The 25,807-nt window shown below is 64.0% G+C and carries 23 protein-coding genes; 16 read left to right on the top strand and 7 right to left on the bottom strand.

Annotated features, from left to right (window positions below; translation table 11 throughout):
* A complete protein-coding gene (locus NHH88_08895) occupies positions 1-1,221 on the bottom strand; it encodes a UxaA family hydrolase (GenBank protein ID USX15879.1) in 1,221 nt (406 codons plus the stop codon).
* Positions 1,221-1,547, bottom strand: coding sequence for a UxaA family hydrolase (locus NHH88_08890; GenBank protein ID USX15878.1), 327 nt, complete (start codon positions 1,545-1,547; stop codon positions 1,221-1,223). The genes NHH88_08895 and NHH88_08890 overlap by 1 nt, the downstream gene beginning before the upstream one ends.
* Positions 1,548-1,753: 206 nt before the next feature.
* Here NHH88_08890 and NHH88_08885 point away from each other — a divergent pair, with 206 nt between their 5' ends.
* The 4 genes from NHH88_08885 to NHH88_08870 are packed head-to-tail and all read left to right on the top strand — an operon-like array spanning position 1,754 to position 5,459.
* Positions 1,754-2,764: a zinc-binding alcohol dehydrogenase family protein gene (locus NHH88_08885; GenBank protein ID USX17300.1), complete on the top strand. Its 1,011-nt coding sequence runs from the start codon at positions 1,754-1,756 to the stop codon at positions 2,762-2,764.
* Entirely contained in the window at positions 2,765-3,889 is a 1,125-nt protein-coding gene (locus NHH88_08880; protein ID USX15877.1) for a mannitol dehydrogenase family protein, read from the top strand.
* The gene (locus NHH88_08875; GenBank protein USX15876.1) at positions 3,886-4,761 is read left to right on the top strand and encodes an amidohydrolase family protein; all 876 of its coding nucleotides are present in this window, start codon (positions 3,886-3,888) and stop codon (positions 4,759-4,761) included. Before NHH88_08880 ends, NHH88_08875 begins: the two co-directional genes overlap by 4 nt.
* Positions 4,758-5,459 carry a FadR family transcriptional regulator gene (locus NHH88_08870; protein ID USX15875.1) on the top strand — a complete coding sequence of 234 codons (702 nt, stop codon included), beginning with the start codon at positions 4,758-4,760 and terminating at the stop codon, positions 5,457-5,459. Before NHH88_08875 ends, NHH88_08870 begins: the two co-directional genes overlap by 4 nt.
* Before the next feature lie 210 nt (positions 5,460-5,669).
* On the opposite strand, the gene NHH88_08865 is transcribed toward NHH88_08870, so the two are convergent.
* Positions 5,670-5,957, bottom strand: coding sequence for an antibiotic biosynthesis monooxygenase (locus NHH88_08865; GenBank protein USX15874.1), 288 nt, complete (start codon positions 5,955-5,957; stop codon positions 5,670-5,672).
* 149 nt (positions 5,958-6,106) lie between these two features.
* Between NHH88_08865 and NHH88_08860 the strand changes: the two genes are divergently transcribed.
* From NHH88_08860 to NHH88_08840, 5 genes are all read left to right on the top strand, one after another.
* Positions 6,107-8,209: a beta-galactosidase gene (locus tag NHH88_08860; protein USX15873.1), complete on the top strand. Its 2,103-nt coding sequence runs from the start codon at positions 6,107-6,109 to the stop codon at positions 8,207-8,209.
* Positions 8,210-8,269: 60 nt separating this feature from the next.
* Positions 8,270-9,088 (top strand): DUF72 domain-containing protein, encoded by an 819-nt coding sequence (locus NHH88_08855; protein USX15872.1) that lies wholly within the window; start codon positions 8,270-8,272, stop codon positions 9,086-9,088.
* Positions 9,089-9,218: 130 nt separating this feature from the next.
* A complete protein-coding gene (gmk, locus tag NHH88_08850) occupies positions 9,219-9,857 on the top strand; it encodes a guanylate kinase (GenBank protein ID USX15871.1) in 639 nt (212 codons plus the stop codon).
* A 24-nt stretch (positions 9,858-9,881) separates the two neighbouring features.
* Entirely contained in the window at positions 9,882-10,085 is a 204-nt protein-coding gene (gene rpoZ / locus NHH88_08845) for a DNA-directed RNA polymerase subunit omega (protein ID USX15870.1), read from the top strand.
* Between the two features lie 127 nt (positions 10,086-10,212).
* Complete coding sequence (locus tag NHH88_08840; protein USX15869.1) at positions 10,213-12,555, top strand: bifunctional (p)ppGpp synthetase/guanosine-3',5'-bis(diphosphate) 3'-pyrophosphohydrolase; 2,343 nt, start codon at positions 10,213-10,215, stop codon at positions 12,553-12,555.
* Positions 12,556-12,649: 94 nt separating this feature from the next.
* Here the strand turns inward: NHH88_08840 and NHH88_08835 are convergent, their stop codons facing one another.
* The 4 genes from NHH88_08835 to greB all read right to left on the bottom strand — a co-directional run bounded on the left by NHH88_08835 (position 12,650) and on the right by greB (position 16,120).
* Positions 12,650-13,252, bottom strand: coding sequence for a transposase (locus tag NHH88_08835; GenBank protein ID USX15868.1), 603 nt, complete (start codon positions 13,250-13,252; stop codon positions 12,650-12,652).
* A gap of 184 nt (positions 13,253-13,436) precedes the next feature.
* Positions 13,437-14,369, bottom strand: a complete 933-nt coding sequence (locus NHH88_08830; GenBank protein USX15867.1) for a hypothetical protein — start codon at positions 14,367-14,369, stop codon at positions 13,437-13,439.
* A 64-nt stretch (positions 14,370-14,433) separates the two neighbouring features.
* The gene (locus NHH88_08825) at positions 14,434-15,378 is read right to left on the bottom strand and encodes a hypothetical protein (protein USX15866.1); all 945 of its coding nucleotides are present in this window, start codon (positions 15,376-15,378) and stop codon (positions 14,434-14,436) included.
* A 175-nt stretch (positions 15,379-15,553) separates the two neighbouring features.
* On the bottom strand, positions 15,554-16,120 hold the full coding sequence (gene greB, locus NHH88_08820; GenBank protein USX15865.1) for a transcription elongation factor GreB: 567 nt from the start codon (positions 16,118-16,120) through the stop codon (positions 15,554-15,556).
* Positions 16,121-16,240: 120 nt separating this feature from the next.
* Here greB and NHH88_08815 point away from each other — a divergent pair, with 120 nt between their 5' ends.
* The 7 genes from NHH88_08815 to fliD all read left to right on the top strand — a co-directional run bounded on the left by NHH88_08815 (position 16,241) and on the right by fliD (position 25,780).
* The gene (locus tag NHH88_08815) at positions 16,241-16,801 is read left to right on the top strand and encodes a hypothetical protein (protein ID USX15864.1); all 561 of its coding nucleotides are present in this window, start codon (positions 16,241-16,243) and stop codon (positions 16,799-16,801) included.
* 37 nt (positions 16,802-16,838) lie between these two features.
* Complete coding sequence (locus tag NHH88_08810) at positions 16,839-18,017, top strand: histidine kinase (protein USX15863.1); 1,179 nt, start codon at positions 16,839-16,841, stop codon at positions 18,015-18,017.
* Positions 18,018-18,056: 39 nt separating this feature from the next.
* Complete coding sequence (locus NHH88_08805) at positions 18,057-18,704, top strand: response regulator transcription factor (GenBank protein USX15862.1); 648 nt, start codon at positions 18,057-18,059, stop codon at positions 18,702-18,704.
* A 210-nt stretch (positions 18,705-18,914) separates the two neighbouring features.
* Positions 18,915-20,507, top strand: coding sequence for a diguanylate cyclase (locus NHH88_08800; GenBank protein USX15861.1), 1,593 nt, complete (start codon positions 18,915-18,917; stop codon positions 20,505-20,507).
* 318 nt (positions 20,508-20,825) lie between these two features.
* The gene (locus tag NHH88_08795; GenBank protein ID USX15860.1) at positions 20,826-22,391 is read left to right on the top strand and encodes a flagellin; all 1,566 of its coding nucleotides are present in this window, start codon (positions 20,826-20,828) and stop codon (positions 22,389-22,391) included.
* 92 nt (positions 22,392-22,483) lie between these two features.
* A complete protein-coding gene (locus tag NHH88_08790; GenBank protein USX15859.1) occupies positions 22,484-22,870 on the top strand; it encodes a flagellar protein FlaG in 387 nt (128 codons plus the stop codon).
* A 222-nt stretch (positions 22,871-23,092) separates the two neighbouring features.
* A complete protein-coding gene (fliD, locus tag NHH88_08785; GenBank protein ID USX15858.1) occupies positions 23,093-25,780 on the top strand; it encodes a flagellar filament capping protein FliD in 2,688 nt (895 codons plus the stop codon).
* The last annotated feature ends 27 nt before the right edge of the window (positions 25,781-25,807 follow it).

Raw genomic sequence — 25,807 nt, 5'->3', positions numbered from 1 at the left:
CTAGGCCGCTTTCAAGGGGAAGCATCCGGGGCCGGATGCTTCGAACTGTTTGTAGGTGAGGATGAACTCCTGGTGCCCCAGCGCCTCCGAGCAGCTTTGCGCGCCATTGGCCACGCCCACCACCAGCTCGACGATCTCGGTGCCGACCTGCTCCAGGGTGGCCTCGCCGTTGAGAATGCGGCCGGCGTTGACGTCCATGTCCTCGGCAAGGCGTTCGTAGGTGGCCGGGTTGGCGCACACCTTGATCACCGGCGCGATCGCCGAGCCGACCACCGAGCCGCGCCCGGTGGTGAACAACGTGAGGTGGGCGCCGCAGGCGATCAGTTCCACGATTTCGGCGTTGTCCGAGATGTTGGGAAAGCCGAAACGCACCTCGCCGTCCGGCACCACGTCCAGCAGATACAGGCCGCCGCCTTCGGGCTGGTCGCCCGGTTTGAGGATGCCGCTGATCGGCGAGGCGCCGCTTTTGGCGTAGGCGCCGAGCGACTTTTCCTCCTGCGTCGTCAGGCCGCCGTCGGCGTTGCCGGGGGCGAAGCTGCCGTGGCCCAGCACCGTGTAGTAGTGCGCCGCCTTGTTCACGCAGGCGACGATGGCGTCGCCCAGCTCCGGCGTGGCGGCGCGCCGCTTCATGTGGAACTCGCAGCCCACCAGTTCACCGGTCTCCTCGAAGATGCAGGCGGCGCCGGCCGCGACCAGCTGGTCGAAGGCCACGCCGACCGCCGGATTGGCGGTGATGCCGCTGGTGCTGTCGGAGCCGCCGCAGATGGTGGCCACCACCAGTTCGTCGAGCCGCATCGGTACGCGCTGCTGCGGCACCAGCGCCTCGCGCGCCCAACGCACCCATTCGATGCCGTCGGCAACGCTGGTGCGCGTGCCCCGGTTCTGCTGGATGGTGAGGGTGTGCACCGGCCGGCCGCTGGCGGCGGCCTCCTCCTCCAGGCCGCGCCGGTTGAAACTCTCGCAGCCCAGCGAGACGATCAGCGCGGCGCCGACGTTGGGATGGGTGACCAGGCGCCGCATCATCTTGTCGGCGTAGTCGTTCGGATAGCAGCCGGGGAAGCCGATCAGGTGCACCTCCTCGCCAGGAAACGCGTTGACGATCAAGCGCGCCACGTGGTGGGCGCATTCGACGGTGTAGGCCACGACGACGACGTTGCGGATGCCCTTGCGGCCGTCGGCGCGCGGATAGCCATGCAGCGCCGGCAGGGAGGTGTTGGTCATCAGTGGGTGCTCCCGATGAAGGAATGGGCGTCCGACGCCAGGGTGTAGGTCGGAATGTAGTCGCTGACCAGGTTATGCGTGTGCAGCATGGCGCCGGACGCCACGTCGGCCGTCACGGTGCCGATGATGGCGCCGTAGCGCAGCACCTTGTCGCCGGCCTTGAGCGCGCCGCGCGCGACCTTGTAGCCCAGCGGGACGTCCTCCGGCAGGATGACGGGCGCGCCGTCGATCTCCAGCGCTTCGCCGGCGGCCAGCGGCGCGCGCGCGATCAGGCAGTTGTCTTCCGGGGACATCAATAGCAGGCGTGAAGCCTGGGTATCTGGCATGGGTGCTTCCTCCGGGTCGATACGGGATGAGGAAAAATCAAGTGTTTTCAATATATCGCAAACCAATAGGGTGTTGTCAATAAATATGTGAATCACTCAAAAATATAAGCAAAAGTACAGGATTTAACACTCGATTGTACTTGATATATTCTATACAATTGAAGTATAACTTAGCATATGACTATCCTTACCTGGAAAATATCATGATGAAAACCGTTGTCTGCCTGTCCCCGGGCGCGCTGGAACTGGTGGAGCGTCCGCTGCCGCAAGCGGCGGCCGGCGAGGTGCTACTGCGCGTGCGCCGCATCGGTCTGTGCGGCACCGACATGCATATCTTCCGGGGCACCCAGCCCTTCCTGCAATATCCGCGCGTGATGGGCCACGAGCTGTCCGGCGAGATCGTCACCGCGCCCGAAGGCAGCGCGCTGGCGCCCGGCGACCAGGTGTACGTGATGCCCTACCTGTCCTGCGGCACCTGCGTGGCCTGCCGCCAGGGCAAGACCAATTGCTGCACCAACATCCAGGTGCTGGGCGTGCACCGCGACGGCGGCATGGCGGAGTACCTGGCGCTGCCCGAGCGCTTCGTGTTCAAGACCGACGGCATCTCCCTCGACGACGCGGCCATGCTGGAATTCCTGGCCATCGGCGCCCACGCCGTGCGCCGGGGCGGCGTGCGCGCCGGCCAGAAGGTGCTGGTGGTCGGCGCCGGCCCGATCGGCATCGCCGTGGCCCTCTTCGCCCGCCTCAACGGCGGCGACGTGACGGTGCTCGACGGACGCGCGGACCGCCTGGCGTTTTGCCGCACCGCGCTGGGCATCGAACAGACGGTGGCGGTCGACGACGAAGACAAGGCCCGCCTGTCGGCGCTGACCGGCGGCGAATTTTTCGACGTCGTGTTCGACGCCACCGGCAACGTCAAGGCGATGGAGCGCGGCCTGGAGTTCGTCGCCCACGGCGGCACCTATGTGCTGGTGTCGATCGTGCTGGACCGCATCTCCTTTGCCGACCCAGAATTCCACAAACGCGAAACCAGCCTGCTGGGCAGCCGCAACGCCACCGCCGAGGACTTCCGCACGGTGCTTGCGGCGATGAAGGCGGGCCATGTACCCACCGGTTTGATGAACACGCACCGCACCACCCTGGCCGAATTCATCGACGTGCTGCCGCGCTGGATGGAACCGGCGGCCGGCGTCATCAAAGCCATCGTCGAGGTGTAAATGCCGTCGCCCATACTGCAATTCGGCACCAGCCGCTTCCTGCAGGCGCACGTGGACCTATTCGTCCACCAGGCGCTGGAACAAGGACAGGCGCTGGGCAGGATCACCGTGGTGCAAACCACCGACAGCCGCGCCAGCGCCAGGCGGGTGGAGGCCTTCAACGCGCCGGGCGGCTACCCGGTGCGCATTCGCGGCCGCGCCGGCGACACGGTGATCGAGCAGGAGCAGCGCGTCACGGCGATCGAAGCGGGACTGCACGCTGACCGCGACTGGGCCGCGATACGCGAACTGGCCGCCACCTCGGTGCAGGTGATCGTCTCGAACACCGGCGACCGTGGCTACGAACTCTCCGACCACGACGGACCCGCGCTACTGGGCGCACCGACGGCGCCGCGCGGTTTCCCCGCCAAGCTGCTGGTGCTCCTGCACCAGCGCTACATGCGCGGCGCGGCGCCGGTGACGCTCTACCCGTGCGAGCTGGTGGCCAACAACGGCGACGTGCTGCGCGACCTGGTGCGCCAGCTGGCCCGCGCCTGGGGGCTGGACGGCGGCTTCATCGCCTATCTGGGCACGGGCTGCGTGTGGGTCAATTCGCTGGTGGACCGCATCGTCTCCGAGGCGATCGAGCCGGCCGGCGCGGTCGCCGAGCCTTACGCCATCTGGGTGATCGAAGCGAAGAGGAAAATGGTCCTGCCATGCACCCATCCGCAAATCGTCGTCACGGACAAGCTGGAGCCGTACGAGCGGCGCAAGCTGTTCCTGCTCAACCTGGGCCACACCTTCCTGGCCGAGCACTGGCTGCAGTACCAGCGGCCGAAGGACGAGACGGTGCTGCAGACCATGTCCGATCCCAAACCGCGTGCGGAGCTCGAAGCGCTGTGGGAACAGGAAGTGCTGCCCGTGTTCGACGCGCTGGGCGAGGCCGACACCGCCCGGGACTACCTGGCGCAGGTGCGCGACCGCTTCTGCAATCCCTTTCTCGCCCACCGGCTGGCGGACATCGCCCAGAACCACGAGGAAAAGAAACGCCGCCGCCTGCGGCCCGTGGTGGCGCTGGCCAACGAGCTACAATTGCCGCTGGCGCAGCCGCGCCTGCGCGCGGCGCTGAGACTGGCGGCGGCATGAGCGGGCGCGATCCAATTCGATCCAGGTCCGGGCGCGTCGACGCCCACCAGCATTTCTGGCAACTGGCCGCGCGCGCCGGCGCCTGGCCGCCGCCGACGCTCGCCCTCATCCATCGCGATTTCCACCCGGACGATCTGGCCGACCTGCTGCATCAAAACGGCATCGCCACCACGGTGCTGGTGCAATCCCTGCCCGACGAAGCGGACACCCGCTTCCTGCTGGAGCTGGCGGACTGTCACGATTTCATCGGGGCCGTGGTGGGCTGGGTGGACCTGAAGGCGCGCGACGCCGTCGGGCGCATCGCCGCCTTGGCCGCCCATCCCAAGCTGCGCGGCCTGCGGCCGATGTTGCAGGACCTCGACGACGACAGCTGGATCGACGATCCCGCCGTCACGCCGGCGGTCGACGCCATGCTGCGTCACGGCCTGCGCTTCGACGCCCTGGTGCTGCCGCGCCACCTGCCGTCGCTGCTGGCGTTCGCGCGCCGCCACCCCGGGCTGCCGATCGTGATCGACCATCTGGCCAAGCCGGTCATGGGCGCCGTTCCGGACCCACGCTGGCTGCGCGACATGGAACGCCTGGCCGCCGAGCCGCAGGTGGAATGCAAGCTGTCCGGCATGGTCACCGAGGCGGGCCCCGGCTGGACGGTGGAACAACTGGCGCCTTATGCGCGCCATGTGCTGGAGGTATTCGGGCCGGAACGCGTGATGTGGGGCAGCGACTGGCCGGTGCTGCGGCTGGCGACAGACTACACGGCGTGGGTGGATGCCAGCGAGGCGCTGCTCGCCCATTTGGACCCGGCGCAGCGGGACGCCGTGTTCGGCGGGAACGCCATGCGCTTCTACGGCATCGCGCGGACGGTGGCGGCATGAACGACTTTCAGCCACAGGCCACGCGCCCGGCCGAACCGCGCATGTACCGCGTGGTGGCCGAGCGCATCCAGGAACTGATACGGGAACAGCAAATGGAGCCTGGCGCGCGCCTGCCGTCCGAGCGCGAATTGGCGGCGTCGCTGCGGGTCAGTCGCGCCTCCCTGCGTGAAGGAATGATCGCGCTGGAACTGGGCGGCGTGGTCGAGGTGCGCGGCGGTTCCGGCGTGTATGTCTGCGAACATCCGGCCGCCGGCGCCGCCGTGCCGGAGGCCGGCCCGGGACCGTTCGAGGTGCTGTCCGCGCGTGGCGTGATCGAGACCGAGGTGGCTGCGATGGCGGCGAAGAACGCCTCCCCCGCCGCGCTGCAGGCCATCCTGGCGGCGCTGCTGGAGATGGAGCGCAGCCACGAAGACCGCTCCAGCAACGAGCAGGCCGACCGCAATTTTCACCTGGCGATCGCGCGCGCAACCGGCAACACGGCGCTGGTGGGCGTGATCGACTATCTTTGGCGCCAGCGCAGCAGCCTGTGGCACCGCTTGAAGCAGCACTACCGCACCGAGGAACTGCGCACCTCGACCTTGCTGGACCACCGCGCGATCCACGACGCCATCGCCGCCCGCGACGCGCCCGGCGCGCGCAAGGCCATGCGCCTGCACCTGGAACGCGTCACCCGTACCTTTGCCGGTGGCGGCGCCTAAGTACGCTGCCGCTATCAGCCGCCGACGGAGCTTGGCCGATTACGCTGCGCTAATCCGCCCTACGTGTTTCAGATATCCGGCACGTGTTGCAGTCGCCGCATGCGCTTGAAATATCCGGTCATGGCATTGTCTGCAAACCACGGTTCCACGTAGGGCGGATTAGCCGGAACGGCGTAATCGGCCACGAGCCGCCAGCAGCTCATGAAAAACTCACAGTAACTGATTCAACTTGGTGATCTTGACGTCGGCCACCTCGCCGATGGTCTTGACCAGCTCCAGAAAATGCGGCGTGGTTTCGTGCAGCGCATGCGCTTCGGCGTCGTCCCAGGCTTCGAGCATGACGAAGGTCGCGGGATCGCCCAGATCCTGATGCAGGTCGTAGCGGATGCAGCCCGTTTCGGCGCGGCTCGGCGGCACGATTTGGTCCAGCGCGGAACGCACCAGCAGCTCGGAACCCGAATGGGCGGTAATGGTGGCGACGATGATCAGGTCTGACATGTTCTAATCCTGTGGAAATGTTGAGACTCCTATAATTGGGGCGGTTTGCCAAACCAAAAGCCCTCGCCGCGACGATCGGCCCAGGCCGGAGTGCCAATAATTTGTGGTATCTTGGAAAGTTATCGATAACAAAACCAATCGGAGACTGAATGAGCTACGCAGGAAAATTCACGCGGGGCGCGCTCGCCATCGCCGCCGCGCTGGCATGGTCGCCATCGGCCGCCATCGCCGCGCCAAAACTGCCGGAAACGGTGCTGTTCGGCGTCGCCTACTACGACGAATACACCCCGGTCGACCGCATCGACGAGGACGTGCGCATGATGAAGGAAGCCGGCATCACGGTCGTGCGCATCGCCGAGTCCACCTGGGGCACCCTGGAACGCAGCGAAGGCGTGTTCGACTTCACCCATGTCGACCGCATGCTGGCCGCCTTCGACAAGGCCGGCATCAAAGTCATCGTCGGCACGCCGACCTACGCCATCCCCACCTGGCTGGCGCGCCAGCATCCCGACGTATTGGTGACCGCCCCGAAAGGCCGCGCCGACTACGGCCCGCGCCAGAACATGGACATCACCAACCCGGACTTCCGCCGCGCGGCCGAACGGGTGATCGTCAAGCTGATCGACCACGTCAAGGACCACCCGGCCGTCATCGGCTACCAGGTCGACAACGAGACCAAGGCCTACTTCACCAGCGGGCCGAACGTTCAGGCCGCCTTCGTGGCCGCCATGCGCAAGAAGTTCCCGGACCTGGAGCAACTGAACAAAGCCTTCGGCCTGGATTACTGGAGCAACCGCATCAACAGCTGGGAGGATTTCCCGTCGGTGAACGGCTCCATCAACGCCAGCCTGTCCAACGCCTTCGCCGACTTCCAGCGCGGCCTGGTCACCGAGTACCTGACCTGGCAGGCCGGACTGGTGCGTGCCCGCGCCCGCCCCGACCAGTTCATCACCCAGAACTTCGATCTGGGCTGGAAGGACCATTCGTACGGCGTCCAGCCCGAGGTCAACCACTGGGAGGCCGCCAAACCGCTCGACGTCGCCGGCATCGATATCTACCACCCCAGCCAGGACAAGCTGACCGGCGCCGAGATCGCCTTCGGCGGCGACCTGACCCGCTCGCTGCGCAACGGCCAGAACTATCTGGTGATGGAAACGCAGGCGCAAGGCTTCCCCAACTGGACGCCCTACCCCGGCCAGTTGCGCCTGCAGGCGTTCAGCCACCTGGCCAGCGGCGCCAACATGGTCGCCTACTGGCATTGGGCAACCACCGCCAACGCCATCGAAACCTACTGGCGCGGCGTGCTGTCGCAGGACTACCAGCCCAACGAGGTATACGCCGAGGCAAAGACCATCGGCGCCGACCTGCAACGGCTGGGGCCGAAGCTGGTCAACCTGCGCAAGAAAAACCAGGTCGCGCTGTACGTCAGCAACACCGCGCAGGCCGGCTTCGACGCCTTCAAAGTCCACACAGGGGGCAAGGCCTTCACCTACAACGAGGCGGTGCGCCCCTATTACGACGCGCTGTACCGGATGAACATCGAGGCCGACATCCTGTCGCCATCGTCCACCGCCGCGCTGTCGGACTATAAGTTGATCGTGGTGCCGTCGCTGTACGCGGCCAGCGGCGCCGAGATCGCCAAACTGAACGACTACGCCAAGGCGGGCGGACGCGTGCTCTACACCTTCCGCAGCGGCTTCTCCGACGAGAACACCAAGGTGCGCTACGCGGTGCAGCCGGGGGCCATCAGCGAGGCGGCGGGTGTGCGCTACAGCCAGTTCACCAATCCGGCGGATGTGACCCTGGACGGCGATCCGTTCAAGGTCGGCAAGCAGGACAATCAGGCGCGCTGGTGGATGGAGTTCCTGACGCCGACCACCGCCAAAGTGCTGGCGCGCTACAAGCATCCATCATGGCCGAACTACGCCGCCGTCACGCGCAACAGCTACGGCAGCGGCGAGGTAACGTACGTCGGCTTCATGCCGACCGACGCGGTAATCGGCAAGATCGTGGCCGAGCAGGTGGAACGCGCGGGCATCGCGCTGCCGCAGGCGCGCTACCCGCTCATCGTCCGTGGCGGCACGCTACAGAACGGCAACCGGGTGCGTTACTTGCTAAACTATTCGGCCAAGCCGCAGCGCGTCAGCTACACCTACGCCAACGGCACGGAGCTGCTGTCGGGACGCGCGGTGAAGCGCGGCCAGGCGCTGGAGCTCAAGCCCTGGGGCGTGGCCATCGTCGAGGAGCGCTGACCTTAGTCGGCGCGGCACCGATTCCGGCCACGATCTCGCAACGACTTTCGAGGAGCACGCATGGCCGCATCGAACGCAAAATCGACACTCCGGGTAGGCATAGGCGGCTGGGATTTCGCGCCGTGGCGCGAGACGTTTTATCCCAAAGACGTGCCGCAAAAGAAGGCGCTCGAATACGCCAGCCGGCACGTCACCAGCATCGAGATCAACGGCACCTTCTACCGTACCGCCAAGCCCGAACACTTCGCCTCGTGGAACGCGCAAACGCCGGACGATTTCATCTTCTCCGTCAAGGCCAGCCGCTACGCCACCAACCGCAAGGTACTGGGCGAGGCGGGCGAATCGATCGAGCGCTTCATCGGCAGCGGCCTGGCGGAACTGGGCGACAAGCTCGGTCCCCTGCTGTGGCAACTGGCGCCGACCAAGCAGTTCGATCCGGACGACCTGGAAGCTTTCTTCAAACTGCTGCCGACCAAACTGGGAACGCGCAAGCTGCGCCACGTGCTCGACACCCGCCACGACAGCTTCATGTGCGCCGACTACGTCAAGCTGGCGCGCAAGTACAAGGTCGCCAGCGTGTTCACCGACTCGCCCAAATTCCCCTCCTTCGCCGACGTCACCAGCGATTTCGTTTACGCCCGCTTGATGAACGCGCAGAGCGAACAAGTGACCGGCTACACCAAGCCGGCGCTGAAGAAATGGGCGGCGGTCGCGCAGCAATGGCAAGCCGGCGCGCTGCCGCCGGAGCTGCCGTATGTGGAGCCGCCGCCGTCATCGGCCAAAGCCGCCGGCAAGGCGCGCGCGGTGTTCGTCTACTTCATCAACGGGGCCAAGGAACGTGCCCCCGCCGCCGCCCAGCACTTGATCGGACTGCTGTGAACGCGACACGATTGAACGCAAATTGAAAGCCGAATTGAATGCCGAGCGTTGCTCTTGGTAAAATACGTCTTTGGGCGCTGCCCGAACAAGTATTTGAACCGCATTTGAAACGCATTTGAAAGTTACACACATGAGCTCATCCAACGCATTCGCCGGCAGCCTGTTCATGGTGGTGGCGCCATCGGGCGCCGGCAAGTCGACGCTGGTCAACGCGCTGCTGGCGCAGGAACCGACGATCAAACTGTCGATTTCGACCACCACGCGCGCGCCGCGTCCGGGTGAAACCCACGGCAAGGAATACTACTTCACCAACGCCGAGGATTTCGTCGCGCGCGCCGACGCCGGCGAGTTCCTGGAGTGGGCCGAAGTGCACGGTAACTACTATGGCACCTCGCGCATCATGGTCGAACAGCAGATGAAAACCGGCACCGACATCCTGCTCGAAATCGACTGGCAGGGCGCGCGGCAGGTCAAGAAGCAGTTCCCGCAGGCGGCCGGCATTTTCATCCTGCCGCCGTCGATCGACGCGCTCGAACAGCGGCTCAAAAAACGCGCCACCGACGAGGCCCACGTGATCACGCGCAGACTGCTGGCGGCCGGCGGCGAAATCGCCCACGCTCCCGAGTTCGAGTATGCTATTATCAATGAAGAATTCGCGGTCGCCCTGTCTGAATTGACGGCGATTGTCAGAGCGGCCCGTTGCCGGTTTGCGCAACAAGCGGCACGCAACACCTCGCTATTTGCCCAATTGGGTATCCACGCTGAATAAATACACAAGATTTTAGGAGTTAAGATGGCCCGTATTACTATTGAAGATTGTCTCAAAACCATTCCAAACCGTTTCCAGCTGACCCTGGCCGCGACCTACCGCGCCCGCCAACTGCTGCAAGGCCACACCCCGAAAGTGGAAGCCAAGGACAAGCCGACCGTCGTCGCGCTGCGCGAAATCGCCGCCGGCAAGGTCGGTCTGGAAATGTTGAAAAAGGTCCCAATGTAAGTTGGGCCCGCGTTCCCGAACAATGTGAATGATGCGCGTTGGCAGCAATTGAGCAGCGGTTGAGCAATAGCGCACGCCATCAGGTAGTATTTACATTGACATTCTCATGACGACGGAACGCACACGTATGAATCTGATCCCCGCCGATCCGACATTAAGCGGCAAGCCCCGGTCCAAGCAACCGGGCAAGCAGCCGGCCAAAGCGCCGGCCGCAGCCACGTCGGGCGCCAACGCGGGCGACAGCACTGTCTCCACCATCGCCTCCTCCGCACCAGCCCCCGTTCAACCAGTGATTTCCTCGTCGCCCCTGGCCACGCCCACCCTGACCGCCGGCGTCGCATCCGTCACGCACCTGACCGAAAAACTGGCCGAGTACATGACACCCGCCGACCTCAAAAAGGTCAAGGAAGCGTACCGTTTCTCGGACGAGATGCACCTCGGGCAGGTGCGCAAATCGGGCGAGCCGTACATCTCGCATCCGATCGCCGTGGCCGAGATCTGCGCCGACTGGAAGCTCGACGCGCAAGCCATCATGGCCGCGCTGCTGCACGACGTGATGGAAGACCAGGACGTCAAAAAGGACGAGTTGATCGAGCGCTTCGGCGCGCCGGTCGCGAACCTCGTCGACGGCCTGTCGAAGCTGGAAAAAATCGAGTTCCAAAGCCAGATCGAGGCGCAGGCGGAGAACTTCCGCAAGATGCTGCTGGCGATGGCGTCGGACGTGCGCGTCATCCTCATCAAACTGGCCGACCGTCTGCACAATATGCGCACGATGGAGGTCATGGCGCCGGCCAAGAAGGCGCGCATCTCCAGCGAGACGATGGAAGTGTACGTGCCCATCGCGCACCGCCTCGGCCTGAACAACATCTACCGCGAGCTGCAGGACTTGTCGTTCTCGCATCTGTATCCGCTGCGCTACCGCACCCTGGCCAAGGCCGTGAAGGCGGCGCGCGGCAACCGCCGCGAAGTGGTGTCGAAGATCCTCGACTCGGTCAAGACGACGTTGCAGATCGCCGACATCGAGGCGGAGGTCTACGGCCGCGAAAAAACCCTGTACGGCATCTACAAGAAAATGCGCAGCAAGCACCTGTCGTTCTCGCAGGTGCTCGACGTCTACGGCTTCCGCGTGGTGGTCGACAGCTTCCCGAACTGCTATGTCGCGCTGGGCACCCTGCACTCGCTGTACAAGCCGATGCCGGGCAAGTTCAAGGACTACATCGCGATCCGCAAGTTGAACGGCTATCAGTCGCTGCACACGACCCTGATCGGCCCATACGGCACGCCGGTCGAGTTCCAGATCCGCACCCAGGAAATGCACCGCACCGCCGAATCGGGCGTGGCCGCGCATTGGCTGTACAAGAACGGCGAATCGAACCTGTCGGACCTGCAGCAGCGCACGCACGCGTGGCTGCAGTCGCTGCTCGACATCCAGCAGCAGACGGGCGACTCGGCCGAATTCCTCGAACACGTCAAGGTCGACCTGTTCCCCGATTCGGTGTACGTGTTCACGCCGAAGTCGAAGATCATCGCGCTGCCGCGCGGCGCCACGCCGATCGACTTCGCGTACTCGATCCACACCGGCATCGGCGACCACACGATCGCGGTCAACATCAACAACGAGCCGGCCTCGCTGCGCACGGAACTGCGCAACGGCGACATCGTCGAAATCGTCACCGACTCGTCGTCGCGCCCCAGTCCGACGTGGCTGTCGTTCGTCCGCACCGGCAAGGCGCGGTCGGCGATCCGCCACCATCTGCGCACCATCAACCTGCCGGAATCGATCACGCTCGGCCAGCAGCTGCTGTCGCAGGCGCTGACGTCGCTGGGCATGAGCGCCGACCTGGAAGACCACCTGATCGACCGGCTGCTCAACGAATCGAGCGCCAAGTCGCTCGACGAACTGTATGCCGACATCGGCATCGGCAAGCGCATGGCCGCGCTGGTGGCGCGCCACATCTTCGGCCTGCGCGGCGGCGAATCGGCCAGCGCGCCGGTGGACCACAACAGCGCCGCCGAACTCGATCCGGTGACGATCTGCGGCAGCGAGGGCGTGTCGGTGCAATTGGCGCCGTGCTGCCTGCCGATCCCGGGCGACTCGATCGTCGGCCAGCTGCGCCGCGACCAGGGCCTGCTGGTGCACACCAACGACTGCACCTTGGCCAAGCGCCAGAAAATCAAGGAACCGGACCGCTGGATCGCCGTCAAGTGGGGCGCGGAATTGAACCGTCGTTTCGACAGCCGCATCAAGCTGTTGATCAACAACGAAAAAGGCATCCTCGCGCGCGTCGCGGCGGAGATCGGCGAGTCCGACGCCAACATCACCTACGTCGGCATGGACGAGGACAAGGAACACGTGCTGCACCAGTTGCGCTTCACGATCCAGGTCAAGGACCGCGTGCACCTGGCGGGGCTGCTGCGCAACGTGCGCCGCGTGGTGGGCGTCAACCGCATCCTGCGCGAGCGCAGCTAGGTTCTAACCCGCACTGCAAAGTGGGGTCGTACCCCTTGGGGTACGACCCCTAAGCGGTGGCGCACGCGTATCACAATAAGCTGACGGGTTTGACTTACAACGTTTCCTCAGCATTGATGGCGGACCGTATCGGTCCGATCGCCAATTCGGTCATTTTCTCCCTGAACAGACCAAGGTATGCTTGGCGGCGCGCCGCCGGCGCCATGCCCAATCGTCGATACAACTGGTGCGGCGTCACGATTCTGTCGTCCCGCCCTTCAGCATTGCAGCGATAACTCGACCACCGATAATTTCCCGGATAGTCAACCATACCCGCGCGCACCGGATTCAATTCAATATATCGCTGGCACGCAAGAAAATACTCCTCCGTCTGCACGACGCAACTCTTATATCGCCCCTGCCATACCGCGCCGCAACGTCGGTAGCGATGGTTGAAATACTGGGAATAGTCTTGCGTAGTCGATTTCATCAGACACGCAAGTGATTTGACGTCGATGACCGAAAGCAGAAGGTGCACATGATTCGTCATCAAAACATAGGCGTGGACCTTGGCTTGAGTGGCGCGAGAATGCAGTTCTAGCCAGTTCAAAAACTTCCGGTAGTCATCGTCGACGAGGAAGCACGGCTGCCGATCATGGCCGCGCTGGATGACGTGAAGCGGCACCCCGGGCAGTACCAGTCGATGGCGACGTGGCATGTAGGTCTCCCTGCAGGTTTAACCCAGCAAAGGTATCAGCCCGGTGGATGAACTAGTGTGACTTTTATCAAACAGGGCGAACCCGCAGGGCCATACGGGGTCGTACCCCTACGGGTACGACCCCTAAGTGGTGACGCAAGCGTATCGCTAAAGTTGGCGGGGTTTCATCAATGCGCCACACGAATTATTTCGCCACCAACGGATCGTACCAATACGCCTTGTTGGCCAGCGGCGTCTGCGGCGGGAGCAACGGATTCTCCAGCCTGAAAATGCGCCGCTTGCGCAAGCCGACCTTCTCGATCAACCCGTCGTAAGCCTGGTGAAACAACCGGTCCAGGCGACCATCGGCGCTCAGCGCCCGCATGCCGTATTCGAGCCGCTCGGCCAGCCTCCGCTCGCCCGGCGCGACAAAGAAATAACGCGCCAGCGGCATATACAACGCCAGTTCCTCCTCGATGGCCAGCGTCGGGAACGCCGGCGCGTACGCCTCGCGCTCATAGACCGCCTCCTCCACCGAGCGCGGGAAAAACAAGAAGCGCTCGGCCGCCAGCATCGCCTGCAGGTTGTGCACCGACGCCCCGGTCATGACCTTGAAACCGTTTTGCAGAAGCACCGGGGTCGAGCTCCACTGCCGGCCGGACCCCATCGCCAGCTCCTTCAACTGCGGCAACCCGGCCACTGCGCTGAACCGTGCCTGACGGCGGCCGTCGATCAGGAAGATGCGGTAGCCTGAAAACCCCTTGTCGATGGGAATGCGGATCGGGACCAGCTTGCGCTCCCACTCTTCGGAGGTGACTTGCGCGGTCAGGTTGACCATGCCGCCCTTGGCCATTTCCTGCATCAAACGGTCCCGCTCCATGATCAGCGGCGAGAAGGTCAGCTCGAACGGGCCGTACTTCTCCGTGGACGCCTCGAGCGCCGCCCTCAATACGCCGAGCGCGTACCGGTCGCGGAAATCGGGGTTGTTGAAGACAAAATCAGCACGGTAGGAATCGAGCGCGCGCGCCGGCAGCACCGCTCCCAACAGCGCCAGCGCCGCCAGCGCGCCCGCGATCAGGCGGCGGACCCTCGCGGCCGCGCCGCCGCCCTCCCCGTTCCTGACAATCGTCGTATTCATCATCCCATTGTAGCGGCTTCCGCCTGCTGTCCTCAGCGTAATACGCGACCTCATCCGGTGCGGCTTACTTGTGAGGGAACGGGTCGTACCAATACGCCTTGTGGGCCAGCGGCGTCTCCGGCGACAGCAGGGGGTTGTCCACCTTGAAGACGCGGCGTTTGCGCAGCGCCACTTTCTCGATCACGCCATCGTAGGCTTGGTGAAACATCTTGTCGAAGCTGCCATTATTGATGAGCAAATGCAGGCCGTATTCCAGCCGCTGCGCCAGTCGCTGGTGGCCCGGCGCGACAAAGAAATAGCGCGGCAACGGCATATAAATGGCCATCCCGCTTTCGATGGCCAGCGCCGGGAACGCCGCCACATGGCCCTCGTGCTCGTAGACCACCTCCTCCACCCCGCGCGGGAAATGGACGAACCGGTTCGCCGCCAGCATGCTATGCAAGCCATCGGTCGAGTTGCCATGCACTACATCGAAGCCGGCGATGCTGAAAACCGCCGTCGAGCTCCATTGTCGCCCTGCGCCCATCGATAAAGCCTTCAACTGCGACAAACTGGTGATCGCGCTGAACTGCGCCTGGCGGCGGCCGTCGATCAGCGAGATCCGGTAGCTGGACAGTCCCTTGTCGATCGGAATCCGGATGGGTATCAGCTTGCGCTCCCATTCCAGCGACGAGATTTGCGCGCTCAGGTTCACCAACTCGCCCCGGACCATTTCCAGCATTAGGCGGTCGCGCTCCATGACCAGCGGGGAAATGCTGAGCTCGTATGGGCCGTATTTGGCGCTGGAGGCCTGCAACGCCGCCCGCAACACCTGCAAGGTATAACGGTCTCGGTAATTGGGCCGGCTGAAGTTGTAGTCTATCGTATAAGAATCGACCACGGCCGCGTGCAGCGGGGAGCAGAACAGCGCCAGCATCGCCACCACCGCCAGCCCGCGCCTGACCACTTGGCGGGCGATCCCAAGCGCCCCCTCGTGATGCATGTGGTGCGAATTTTTAACAATTGCCATGTTCATTTTGGCATTGTAGCGGCTTTCCAGCCGCTTGCTTCCACAGGACAACAACGACTAGTCGAAAGCTGACGCCGACGCCACATGGTATCGATAAAACAGGGTAGCCGGGGCCAGCTTGGCCGATTCCACCGATCGCAATGCTATTGAAATGACTATGAATTTGGCCTGCAATCTAATCAGCAGTGGGCGCCGGATAACTCACCTCCATAATCTCAAGCTCCTCCACCCCATGCGGCGCCTGGAAGGTGATGACATCCCCCTCGCGCGCCTTGGTCAGCGCGCGCGCCACCGGCGCCACCCAGCTGATCTTGCCATTCAGTGGATCGAGCTCGTCGATGCCGACGATGGTGATCGTGCGCGTCTCGTCGTTCTGGTTGCAATAGGTGACCGTGGCGCCGAAGAAGATCTGGTCGCTGCCATGGTGCACGCTGGGGTCGACGATGGCCGCCGAATCCATGCGCTTGGTGAGGAAACGGATGCGCCGGTCGATCTCGCGCAGGCGCCGCTTGCCGTAGATATAGTCGCCGTTCTCGGAGCGGTCGCCGTTCGACGCCGCCCAGTGCACGATGCGCACCACCTCCGGCCGGTCGACGTCGATCAGCTGCAGCAGCTCATCCTTGATGCGCTGATAGCCCGCCGGCGTGATGTAGTTCTTCGACCCGGCCGGGATGGCCAGCGCCAGCGCGGCGGCTTCCTCGTCGTCGTCCCCGTCCGATTCTTTGACAAATGCTTTATTCATGCGGGTCATTGTAACCCCTGTCACCCCCGCCACGCCCCGCCGCACCGCACGCGTGACGACATTCCCCGCGCCGGCGATGCTTTCACGTATCATGCTGTCAGAGGAACAACATAACAAACAATGAAACCCTTCCGACGATACGCACGCAGACTGTTCGCGCCGCTGGTGTATCTCGCCGCCGTGTTGCTGCTGCTGGAAGACTGGCTGTGGACGCTTGGCGCGCGCTTGATGGCAAGACTGACCGCGTGGCCGCCGCTGCACCGGCTCGAGGCGTGGATCTGCCGCCTTGGGCCGTACGCGGCGCTGGTGTTGTTCGCGCTGCCGGCGGTGCTGCTGTTTCCCGTCAAGCTGCTGGCGCTGTGGGCGATGGGAAACGGCCACGCGCTGACCGGCTTGATCGTCATCGTCGCGGCCAAGATCATCGGCGCGGCGGCCGTGGCGCGGCTGTACCTGCTCACGCGGCCGGTGCTGCTGACCATCCTCTGGTTCGCCCGGCTGTTGCACTGGTTCCTGGATTTAAAGCAGCGCTGGATAGCAACCCTGCGCGCCACCGCCGCCTGGCGCCGGGTCGATGCCGTGGCGGCCAGGTTCCGGCGCTGGCGGCAGGCCCTGCCCATGCCGGCGCCCGGCAGCTGGACGGCGCGCTTCCGCCGCCTGCTAAAACGTTTCCGCGCGCGCTGACGCGCCTTACACCGACACCATGATCGACGGCCTACCAATGAACGCACCATCCGACAATCCCAACGACAGCGCAGCGCTGGCGGCCGAGCTGGCCGAGGTGCGCGCCCGCTTTGACGCCATCGTCTCCAACACGCCCGGCCTGGTCTACCAGTTCGTGTTGCACGCCGACGGCACCGTCTCCTTCCCCTACCTGAGCGACGGCTGCCTGGCCCTGCTGGGCGTGACGGCGCCCGAGCTGCACGCCGAGCCCGGCCGCTTCCTCGACCTGATCCTGCCCGACGACCGCCGCGCCTACCGCGACGCCATGCAGGCGTCGGCGTCGGCGATGTGGAGCTGGAACTGGGAGGGCCGCATCTGGGTCGACGCCTGGAAAGACGTCAAATGGATCAACCTGCGCGCCACGCCGCACGCGCTGCCCGGCGGCGACGTGCGCTGGGACGGCATGATGACCAACATCACCGAAAGCAAACTGGAGCAGATGGAAGTGCGCCAGTCGCGCGCCCGGCTGGCCGAGCTGAGCGCCCACACCGACCGCGTCAAGGAACAGGAGCGCACCCGCATCGCCCGCGAAATCCACGATGAGCTGGGCGGCAACCTGACCGCGATCAAGATGGCGCTGGCCATGCTGGCGGCCCGCCTCGACGACGCCGATCCGGCGCTGCGCGAAAAAACCGACTACGTCGACGCGCTGGTCGACCGCACCATCGACGCAGTGCACCGCATTTCGCTGGACCTGCGCCCCGCCCTGCTCGACCTTGGGCTGGTGGCGGCGCTCGAATGGCAGGTCAAGGAGTTCGAAAAACAGGCCGGGGTGCCGAGCACCTTCTGCGCCAACCAGCGCGACATCGCGCTCGACAACGACCAGGCCACGGCGCTGTTCCGCATCGCCCAGGAGGCGCTGACCAACATCGCCAAGCACGCCAACGCCACGCGGGTGACGGTCAAGCTGGCGCGGTTGCGGCACCACGTGTCGCTCAAAATCACCGACGACGGCCGCGGCATCCGCCAGGCGGACCGCGCCAAGGCGGCCTCGTTCGGGCTGCGCGGCATGGCCGAACGGGCCCGCGCCCTGGGCGGAACGTTGACGCTGAGCCACGCCGCCGGGGGCGGAACTGTTGTTGCCATCAAGATTAAACAAGAGACCGCGCGCGAAACGCTCATTGCGGCTGCGGCCGGCACTACAATAGCTGGAGAAAACGTTACCACTGTGAAATAATGTCACAGCGGGCATCGCGCAAACGTAAAGAAAACAATAATGACAGAGAAAGCCATCATCAAGGTCTTCATCGCCGACGACCACGCCATCGTGCGGGAGGGCTTGAAACAAATCCTGGCGGAGACGCGCGACATCGTGGTGGCGGGCGAGGCCGAGAACGGCCTCGACGCCGTCAAGTTGTTCCGCAAGTCCGAGTGCCAGGTGATGCTGCTCGACATTTCGATGCCGGACCGCAGCGGCATCGAGGTGCTCAAGCAGATCAAGAAGGAAAAGCCGGAGCTGGCGGTGCTGATGCTGTCGATGCACCGAGAGGACCAGTACGCGATCCGCTCGCTCAAGGCCGGCGCGTCCGGCTACCTGACCAAACAAAGCGCGCCGCGCGAGCTGGTGACGGCGATCCGCCAGGTGGCCGGCGGCCTCAAATATATCAGCCCGGCCTTGGCGCAGGAGCTGGCCAACCACGTCGGCGAGGACCACGAGGCGCCGCCCCACGACACCCTGTCGGACCGCGAATACCAGACCCTGACGATGATCGCCTCCGGCAAGACGGTGGGCATGATCGCCAAGGAACTGTCGCTGTCGGTCAAGACCGTGAGCGAATACCGCGCGCGCCTGCTGGTCAAGATGAAACTGAAGAATAGTGCCGAATTGACGCACTATGCGATCAAAAACCAACTGATCGAGTAATCGGACGCGGTCGCCCCTGCGGCGCGGGTAAGATAGTGGCTGATCGATAAGCTGAACCACTGGCTGCGCACCAAGGCATGGTTGACGGATTACACATATTTAATGCCCTGATGAAAGGCATCTTCCGCCCCCTTATCCGGGCATGGTAATGCGGCACACGGTCTTATCATGGTGTAATCAGAAAACCTTTTAAAAGGCCGCGTGTCATATATGTCCAAACCATCCACTCCCGAGCAGAATCCGGCCGACATCGCGCGCGAGGCGTTCAAGCGCCTGGCCGTGCGGCGCATCGCGCCGACGCCGGAAGCGTACCGGGATATCTATAACGAGATCGCCGGCATCACCGAGCCGGCCGCCGCCGCGACCCCGGCCGCCCAGGCACCGCTTGGCAGCGTCGATCCCGGCCCGGAATCTGTGCTGAGCCAGTTCGCCACCCGCCTGACCGAAAACACTGGCGACCTGGCCGACTTCGGCCGCCGCTTCAACCGCGCCGTCAAGACGCGCGACTGGGAAGGCTACGCCAAGACGCTGTCGCAGCTGGTCGAGCGCCATTTCGTCGCCAAAAAAGGCATCGAGATCGCCGGCGTCGACACCGACGACGACCAGAGCCGCGTACTGCGCGACCTGCTGAGCCGCACCCTGACCTTCGCCGTCGCCTCGCTGCTGAGCGGCGCGCCCGTGCTCGTGGCCGAGGCCGAATCGCTGGGCGCGGCCACCAAGCTGGCCCACAGCGAGGAGGCGCTCTCCGAGATCGGCCTGCGCCTGAAACAATTGTGCTTCCAGATCGAACTGCGCGGCGGCGACAGCGGCGAGCAGCAGGAATTGCTGCTGCGCCTGTTCAAGCTGCTGCTGGAGAACGTCAGCGAGCTGCTCGACGACGACAGCTGGCTGCGCGGCCAGATCGAATCGGTGCAGAACCTGATCGCCGGCCCGCTCGACGTGCGCGCGCTGGAGGAAGCCACGCGCAGCCTCAAAGAAGTCATCTATAAGCAGGGCCAGCTCAAGCACAGCCTGTCGGACGTCAAGCTCACCGTCAAGAACATGATGATGACCTTTATCGACCGCCTGAGCCAGGTCGCCGCCTCGACCGGCGACTTCCACGAGAAAATCGGCGGCTATTCGGAAAAGATCAGCAAGGCCGACAATATCTCCGAGCTCAACAGCATCCTCGACGAGGTGCTCAAGGAAACCCGCCTGGTGCAGAGCGAAGCCCTCAAGGCGCGCGACAAGATGGTATTGGCGCGCCAGGAGGTGCAGGACGCCGAGACGCGCATCCACGCGCTCGAAGCCAAGCTGCAGCATTTGAGCGAACTGGTGCGCGAAGACCAACTGACCGGCAGCCTCAACCGCCGTGGCCTGGACGACGTCTTCGAGCGCGAAACCGCCCGCGCCGACCGTCGCGGCACGCCGCTGTGCATCGCCATCCTCGACCTGGACGATTTTAAAAAGCTCAACGACACCTACGGCCACATCGCCGGCGACGCGGCGTTGAAGCACCTGGTCAAGATCGTCAAGGACACCCTGCGTTCGATGGACGTGATCGCCCGCTTCGGCGGCGAGGAATTCCTGATCCTGATGCCCGAAACCTCGGTCGAGGCGGCCGCCACCACGATGACCCGCCTGCAGCGCGAGCTGACCAAGCACTTCTTCCTGCACGATAACGAGAAGGTCTTGATCACGTTCTCGGCCGGGGTGGCGCTGCGCCGCCCCAACGAGGAGCAGACCGAACTGGTCAAGCGGGCCGACAAAGCGATGTACACTGCCAAACAGACCGGGAAGAACCGGGTGGTGACCGCAGAATAGTGGTTGATTCAACCACGAACGGGCGGCGGTGCCCGTCAAAAAACCTCCAGCCCGGCCTTCGCCGGGTTTTTTTTCATCTAAAACAGGGTGAAAAATAATTATTTTGGCCCTAAAGATTCTGGTTTCGCGGTCGTTTAAGCGGGCACACGGGACGAACTTGAGGGTGGAAAATGAAAATATCCTGCTGTTTCCCACCCTAAAGCTTCCCATAGGGCAACCGTTAATCATTACAACAGCGGTTTGATTGTCTCGGAACGTGGAGACAGACCAAAGTGAAATGAGCATCTAGCCCAAATCGAAGTAATCTGGAGAAACATCATGGCACAAGTCATCAATAGCAACATCGCATCGCTGAACTCGCAACGTAACCTGAGCACCTCGCAAGCGTCCCTGTCGACCTCGTTGCAACGTCTGTCTTCCGGCCTGCGCATCAACAGCGCCAAGGACGATGCCGCCGGTCTGGCCATTTCCGAGCGCTTCTCGTCGCAGATTCGCGGTAACCAACAGGCTGCGCGTAACGCCAACGACGGTATCTCGCTGGCTCAAACGGCCGAGGGTGGCTTGAGCACTGCTGGCGATCTGCTGCAACGTATCCGCGAACTGGCTGTCCAGTCCGCCAACGGCACCAACTCCGATTCCGACCGCAAATCGATCCAGAACGAAGTATCGGCCCTGTCGCAAGAGCTGGACCGCGTTGCCAACACCACGCAGTTCAACGGCCAGAACGTGCTGGACGGCTCGCTGACCTCGGCTCAGTTCCAAGTCGGCGCCAACGCCAACCAAACCATCAACGTTGGCGTGCAATCGGCCCGCGCCACCGATATCGGCAACAACACGCTCAAATCGGTCATGGACGGCACCGCCACTAACTCGTCGGCATCGACCACCACGGGCGCCAACGTGATCGCCCAGCAGGATATGACGTTCACGTCGGGCACGGGCACCAGCACCGTCGTCAAAGTCGAAGCCGGCCAAAGCGCCAAGAAGATTGCTGCCAGCGTCAATGCGCTGTCCAATTCGAGCGGCGTCAAAGCCGAGGCAAGCACCACCGCCACCATCGCCGGCGCCGCTGGCGCCAAGATCGCCGACGGTTCCATCCAGTTCCAACTGCGTGGCGACAACTCGGTCGAGAACGACGCCAATTCAACCGCCGTCACCATCTCGGCCAACGTCAAAGGCGGCGACCTGTCGGCCCTGGCACAGGCGATCAACGCCCAAGTCGGCACCACCGGCGTCAGCGCCTCGATCAAGACCAATGCGACGACTGGTTTCAAGGAAGTCCAACTGTCGAACTCGTCCGGCGCAGACATTCAGATCACCAACACCAACGTGGTCTCGGGCACCAATGTCGATTCGCTGTCCGGCGCATCGCTGCGTGGCGCAGACAAACCAGCCAGCGGCGCAACCGCTGCGGTCGAAGGCAACGTCTCGACGATCGGCGCCGGCGCTACGACCAATGGCGCGCAAGCGACCGTGGGCGGCAGCCTGAAGTTCTCGTCGGATAGCGGCTTCACCTTGGCCTCGACCGGCACCGACATCGTTGCCACGTCGGCTGGTTCGGAACTGCAGTCGGTGTCGAAGATCGACGTCAGCACGGTGGCCGGTTCGAACGCCGCTCTGTCGACGATCGACTCGGCGCTGAACCAGATCAACAGCAACCGCGCCGCGCTCGGTGCGATCCAGAACCGTTTCGCCTCGACCATCGCTAACCTGAACACGACGACGGAAAACCTGTCCGCTTCGCGTAGCCGGATTCAGGATACCGACTTCGCTGCGGAAACGGCAACCCTGACCCGTGGTCAGATTCTGCAACAGGCTGGTACCGCGATGCTGGCCCAGGCCAACTCGCTGCCGAACGGCGTGCTGTCGCTGCTGCGTGGTTAAGATCCGGGGATGAGTTGACGTCGTACAGTCGCTCTGACTAGGTTCCCCGGCTGATTTTCGTCAGCCGGGGATTTTTCGTAAAGGAAAGTATCATGACTATCGATACCATAGGCTCCGCCACTTCGGCCCGCCAAGCCGATCGCGCTGCCGTCGCCAGCGATGCCGCAACGTCGCTGGGCGCCCCGCGCGCGCCGGCCACCACCGTCGAAACCGCCAGCGCCGTCAAGGGTCCGGCCAACGTGCCGAGCGCCGAGCAGCTCAAAGAGGCCGTGTCGCAGCTTAACAAGGCGTCCCAGGACAAGTCGCAAGGCCTGGAGTTCTCCATCGACAATGACAGCAAGCGCACCGTCGTCAAGGTGATCGACCAGACCACCAAGGAAGTGTTGCGCCAGATTCCGACCCCGGAAGCGCTGGAAATTGCCAAGGCGCTGGAATCGAAATCCAGCACAGCCGGCTTGCTGATCCAGCAAACCGCATGAAGCGGCCGCGCCGAGCGCGCGCCGCTTTTTCTTTTTTTCAGGCATGCTTCCTAGAGGCAATGTCCAGCATTCCCCCTCGCGCCGACATGGTTGGCGCCCGCCGACGCGGCGCTGCCGCCTGTTTTTCCCGCTTTGCCTGAACAGGCCGGTAATCTCCCCTCTCAAGTCCGGTTTGATTCTGCCGATATTGTCTTATATTATTGCTTTACTTAGGAGCGCATTGTGGCTATCTCATCACCCGGCATCGGCTCGGCTCTTCCCGTCAACGACATCATTAGCAAACTGATGGTGGCGGAATCGGCGCCACTGGCCCAGTTCGACAAGAAGTCTGCCAGCTATCTGGGGCAGGTGTCGGCTTTCGGCAACCTGTCGAGCGCCTTGAGCACCTTCCAGTCCGCGCTGTCGGGCCTGTCCTCCCTAAGCGGCTTCCAAACGATGAGCACGGCCCCGGGCGACCCGTCGATATTCACCGCCAGCGCGACTAGCGCCGCCAAGGCGGGCTCGTACCGCGTCAACATCACCCAGATCGCCCAAGCGCAGACGCTGGCCTCGGGCGGCTATAAATCGACCACCGCCGCCATCGGCGTGGGCGCCAAAACCACCATCAACTTTTCGCTCGGCACCGCCAGTGGCGGCACCTTCGGCATCACCGGCACCGCGCTTGGCGCCAGCCTGAGCAGTGGCGGTCTCACCCCGGGTGCGCTGAGCATCAACAACACCGCCATCGCCACCGACGGCACCACGCGCAGCGCGCGCCTGCTGGCCGACGCCATCAACGCCAAGAGCACCACCACCGGCGTGTCGGCCAAGGCCTCGGCTACCGTCACCAGCGCCACCCTGTTCGGTGTCGCCGGCGCCTCGAGCTTCGGCAATGTCAACACCAGTGGCGGCGGCACCTATTCGCTGTCGGTCGGCGGGGTGGAGATCGCGCTCCAGGCCGACGGCGTGGCCGGCGGCGCGGGCGTGACTGCCGCCTCGATCGACGCCGCGCTGGCCGGCAACACGGCCACCGCGCGGGCGCTGGCCGACGCCAACATTACCTACACCGGCAGCGCCGCCGACGGCACCTTGCAATTCACCAACGCCGACGGCAGCAATATCGCCATCGCCGAAGCGGTGTCGGGCACCGTCACGGGCGGCATAGGCAACAGTGGCGCGGCCAACATCGGCTCGAACATCACCGCCGTGGGGGCGATCACCCTGGTGTCGGCCGATGGCAGCCCAATCACCGTGGGCGGCACCAATCCGGCCGGCGCCGGACTGACGGCCGGCACCGGCGGCGCCTACATGGGCGGCACCTTCGCGGCCGACTCGGACCGCACCAGCGGCAACATCGTCATCGACAGCTCCAACAATACGCTGCAGGGCATCATGGATGCCATCAACAAGGGCGGATTTGGCGTCACGGCGACCATCGTCAAGGACGGTTCGACCGGCCCCGACGCCACCCCCAACCGCCTGGTCCTGGAATCGACCGCCACCGGCCAGAGCTCGACGATGAAAATCACGCTGGCCGGCTCCGGTGGCGAACCGCCCGACCCTGCGCTGGTGAGCCTGCTCGGCTATGACCCGGCCGGCGTGCAAAACCTCAGCCAGAAGGCCGCCGCCTCCGATACCAAGGGCACGGTCAACGGTATCGCCATCACCAGCGCCGGCACCAGCATCGACGGGGCCATCGCCGGCGTGTCGATCAACGTGCTCAAGGTGGGCAGTTCGACCTTGAGCGTGAGCAAGGACACCGCCTCGCTGACCAATTCGGTCAACGGCTTCGTCAAAGCGTACAACGAACTGAGCACACAGATCACGACCTTGGGTGGCTACAATCCCGAGACCAAGACCGGCGGTCCGCTGCTGGGCGACTCGACGCTGCGCAACTTGCAAGCCTCGATCCGGAAACAGTTGTCCAGCTCGATCACGGGACTGCAAGGCTCGAGCCTGACCAATCTGGGCCAAATCGGTATCGCGTTCCAGAAGGACGGCACGCTGGCGCTGGACAACGCCAAGCTGCAAAAGGCCATCAACAGCAACTATAACGACATCGCCGGTCTGTTCGCCGCCGTCGGCCGCAGCACCGATCCTGATGTCACGTTTGTCAGCTCCACCGGCAAGACGCAGGCGGGCGACTATCCGGTCAATATCACCCAACTGGCCACAAAGGGGGTATTGCAAGGCGCCGCCGCGCTGCCGGCCGAGACCGTGATCGAAGCGGACACCACCTGGACCATCACGCTCAACGACACGGTGCCGGCCACACTGGCCAACACCGCCACCGTGACCATCCCGGCCGGATCCTACAACCCGACACAGCTTGCCACGATGTTGCAGTCGTCGATCAACGGGGTGAGCGCGTTCTCGACGGCAGGTGCCACGGTAGCTGCCACCATCGGCGACGACGGCAAATTGAAACTCGAATCGACCCGCTACGGCTCGAAATCCAATATCACGGTAGCGAACGCGACCGGCAGCGACATCGCCGCCGTCTTCGGTGGCGCCACCTCGGTCGGCGGCAAGGACGTGGCGGGCACCATCGGCGGCTATACCGCCACCGGCGACGGCCAAACACTCACCGGCGCGGCTGGCGCGCCGATCGAAGGGTTGAAGCTGACGGTGGCCGGCGACACGATCGGCTTGCGTGGCAGCTTCGGCTTTTCGCAGGGCTACGCTTACCAGCTCAACACATTGGCGGCCGGCTACCTGGGCTCCACCGGCGCGATCAACAGCCGCACCAAGGGCCTGAACGACACGGTCAAGGACATCACCAAGCAGCGCGATGCCTTCAGCGTGCGCCTGGTCGATATCGAGGCGCGCTACCGCAAACAGTATTCGTCGCTCGATGTTCTCATTTCAAATATGAACACGACGACGTCATTTTTGACGCAACAATTGGCGGCCTTGTCGGCTAACCGCTAACGCGAACTTCTTCACAGGAGACAGAAT

The sequence above is a fragment of the Oxalobacteraceae bacterium OTU3CAMAD1 genome (assembly GCA_024123915.1).
Classification (GTDB): Bacteria; Pseudomonadota; Gammaproteobacteria; order Burkholderiales; family Burkholderiaceae_D; genus Rugamonas.
The sequence above is the reverse complement of the archived record's forward strand: the minus strand, read 5'-3'. Positions and strand labels throughout refer to the sequence as shown.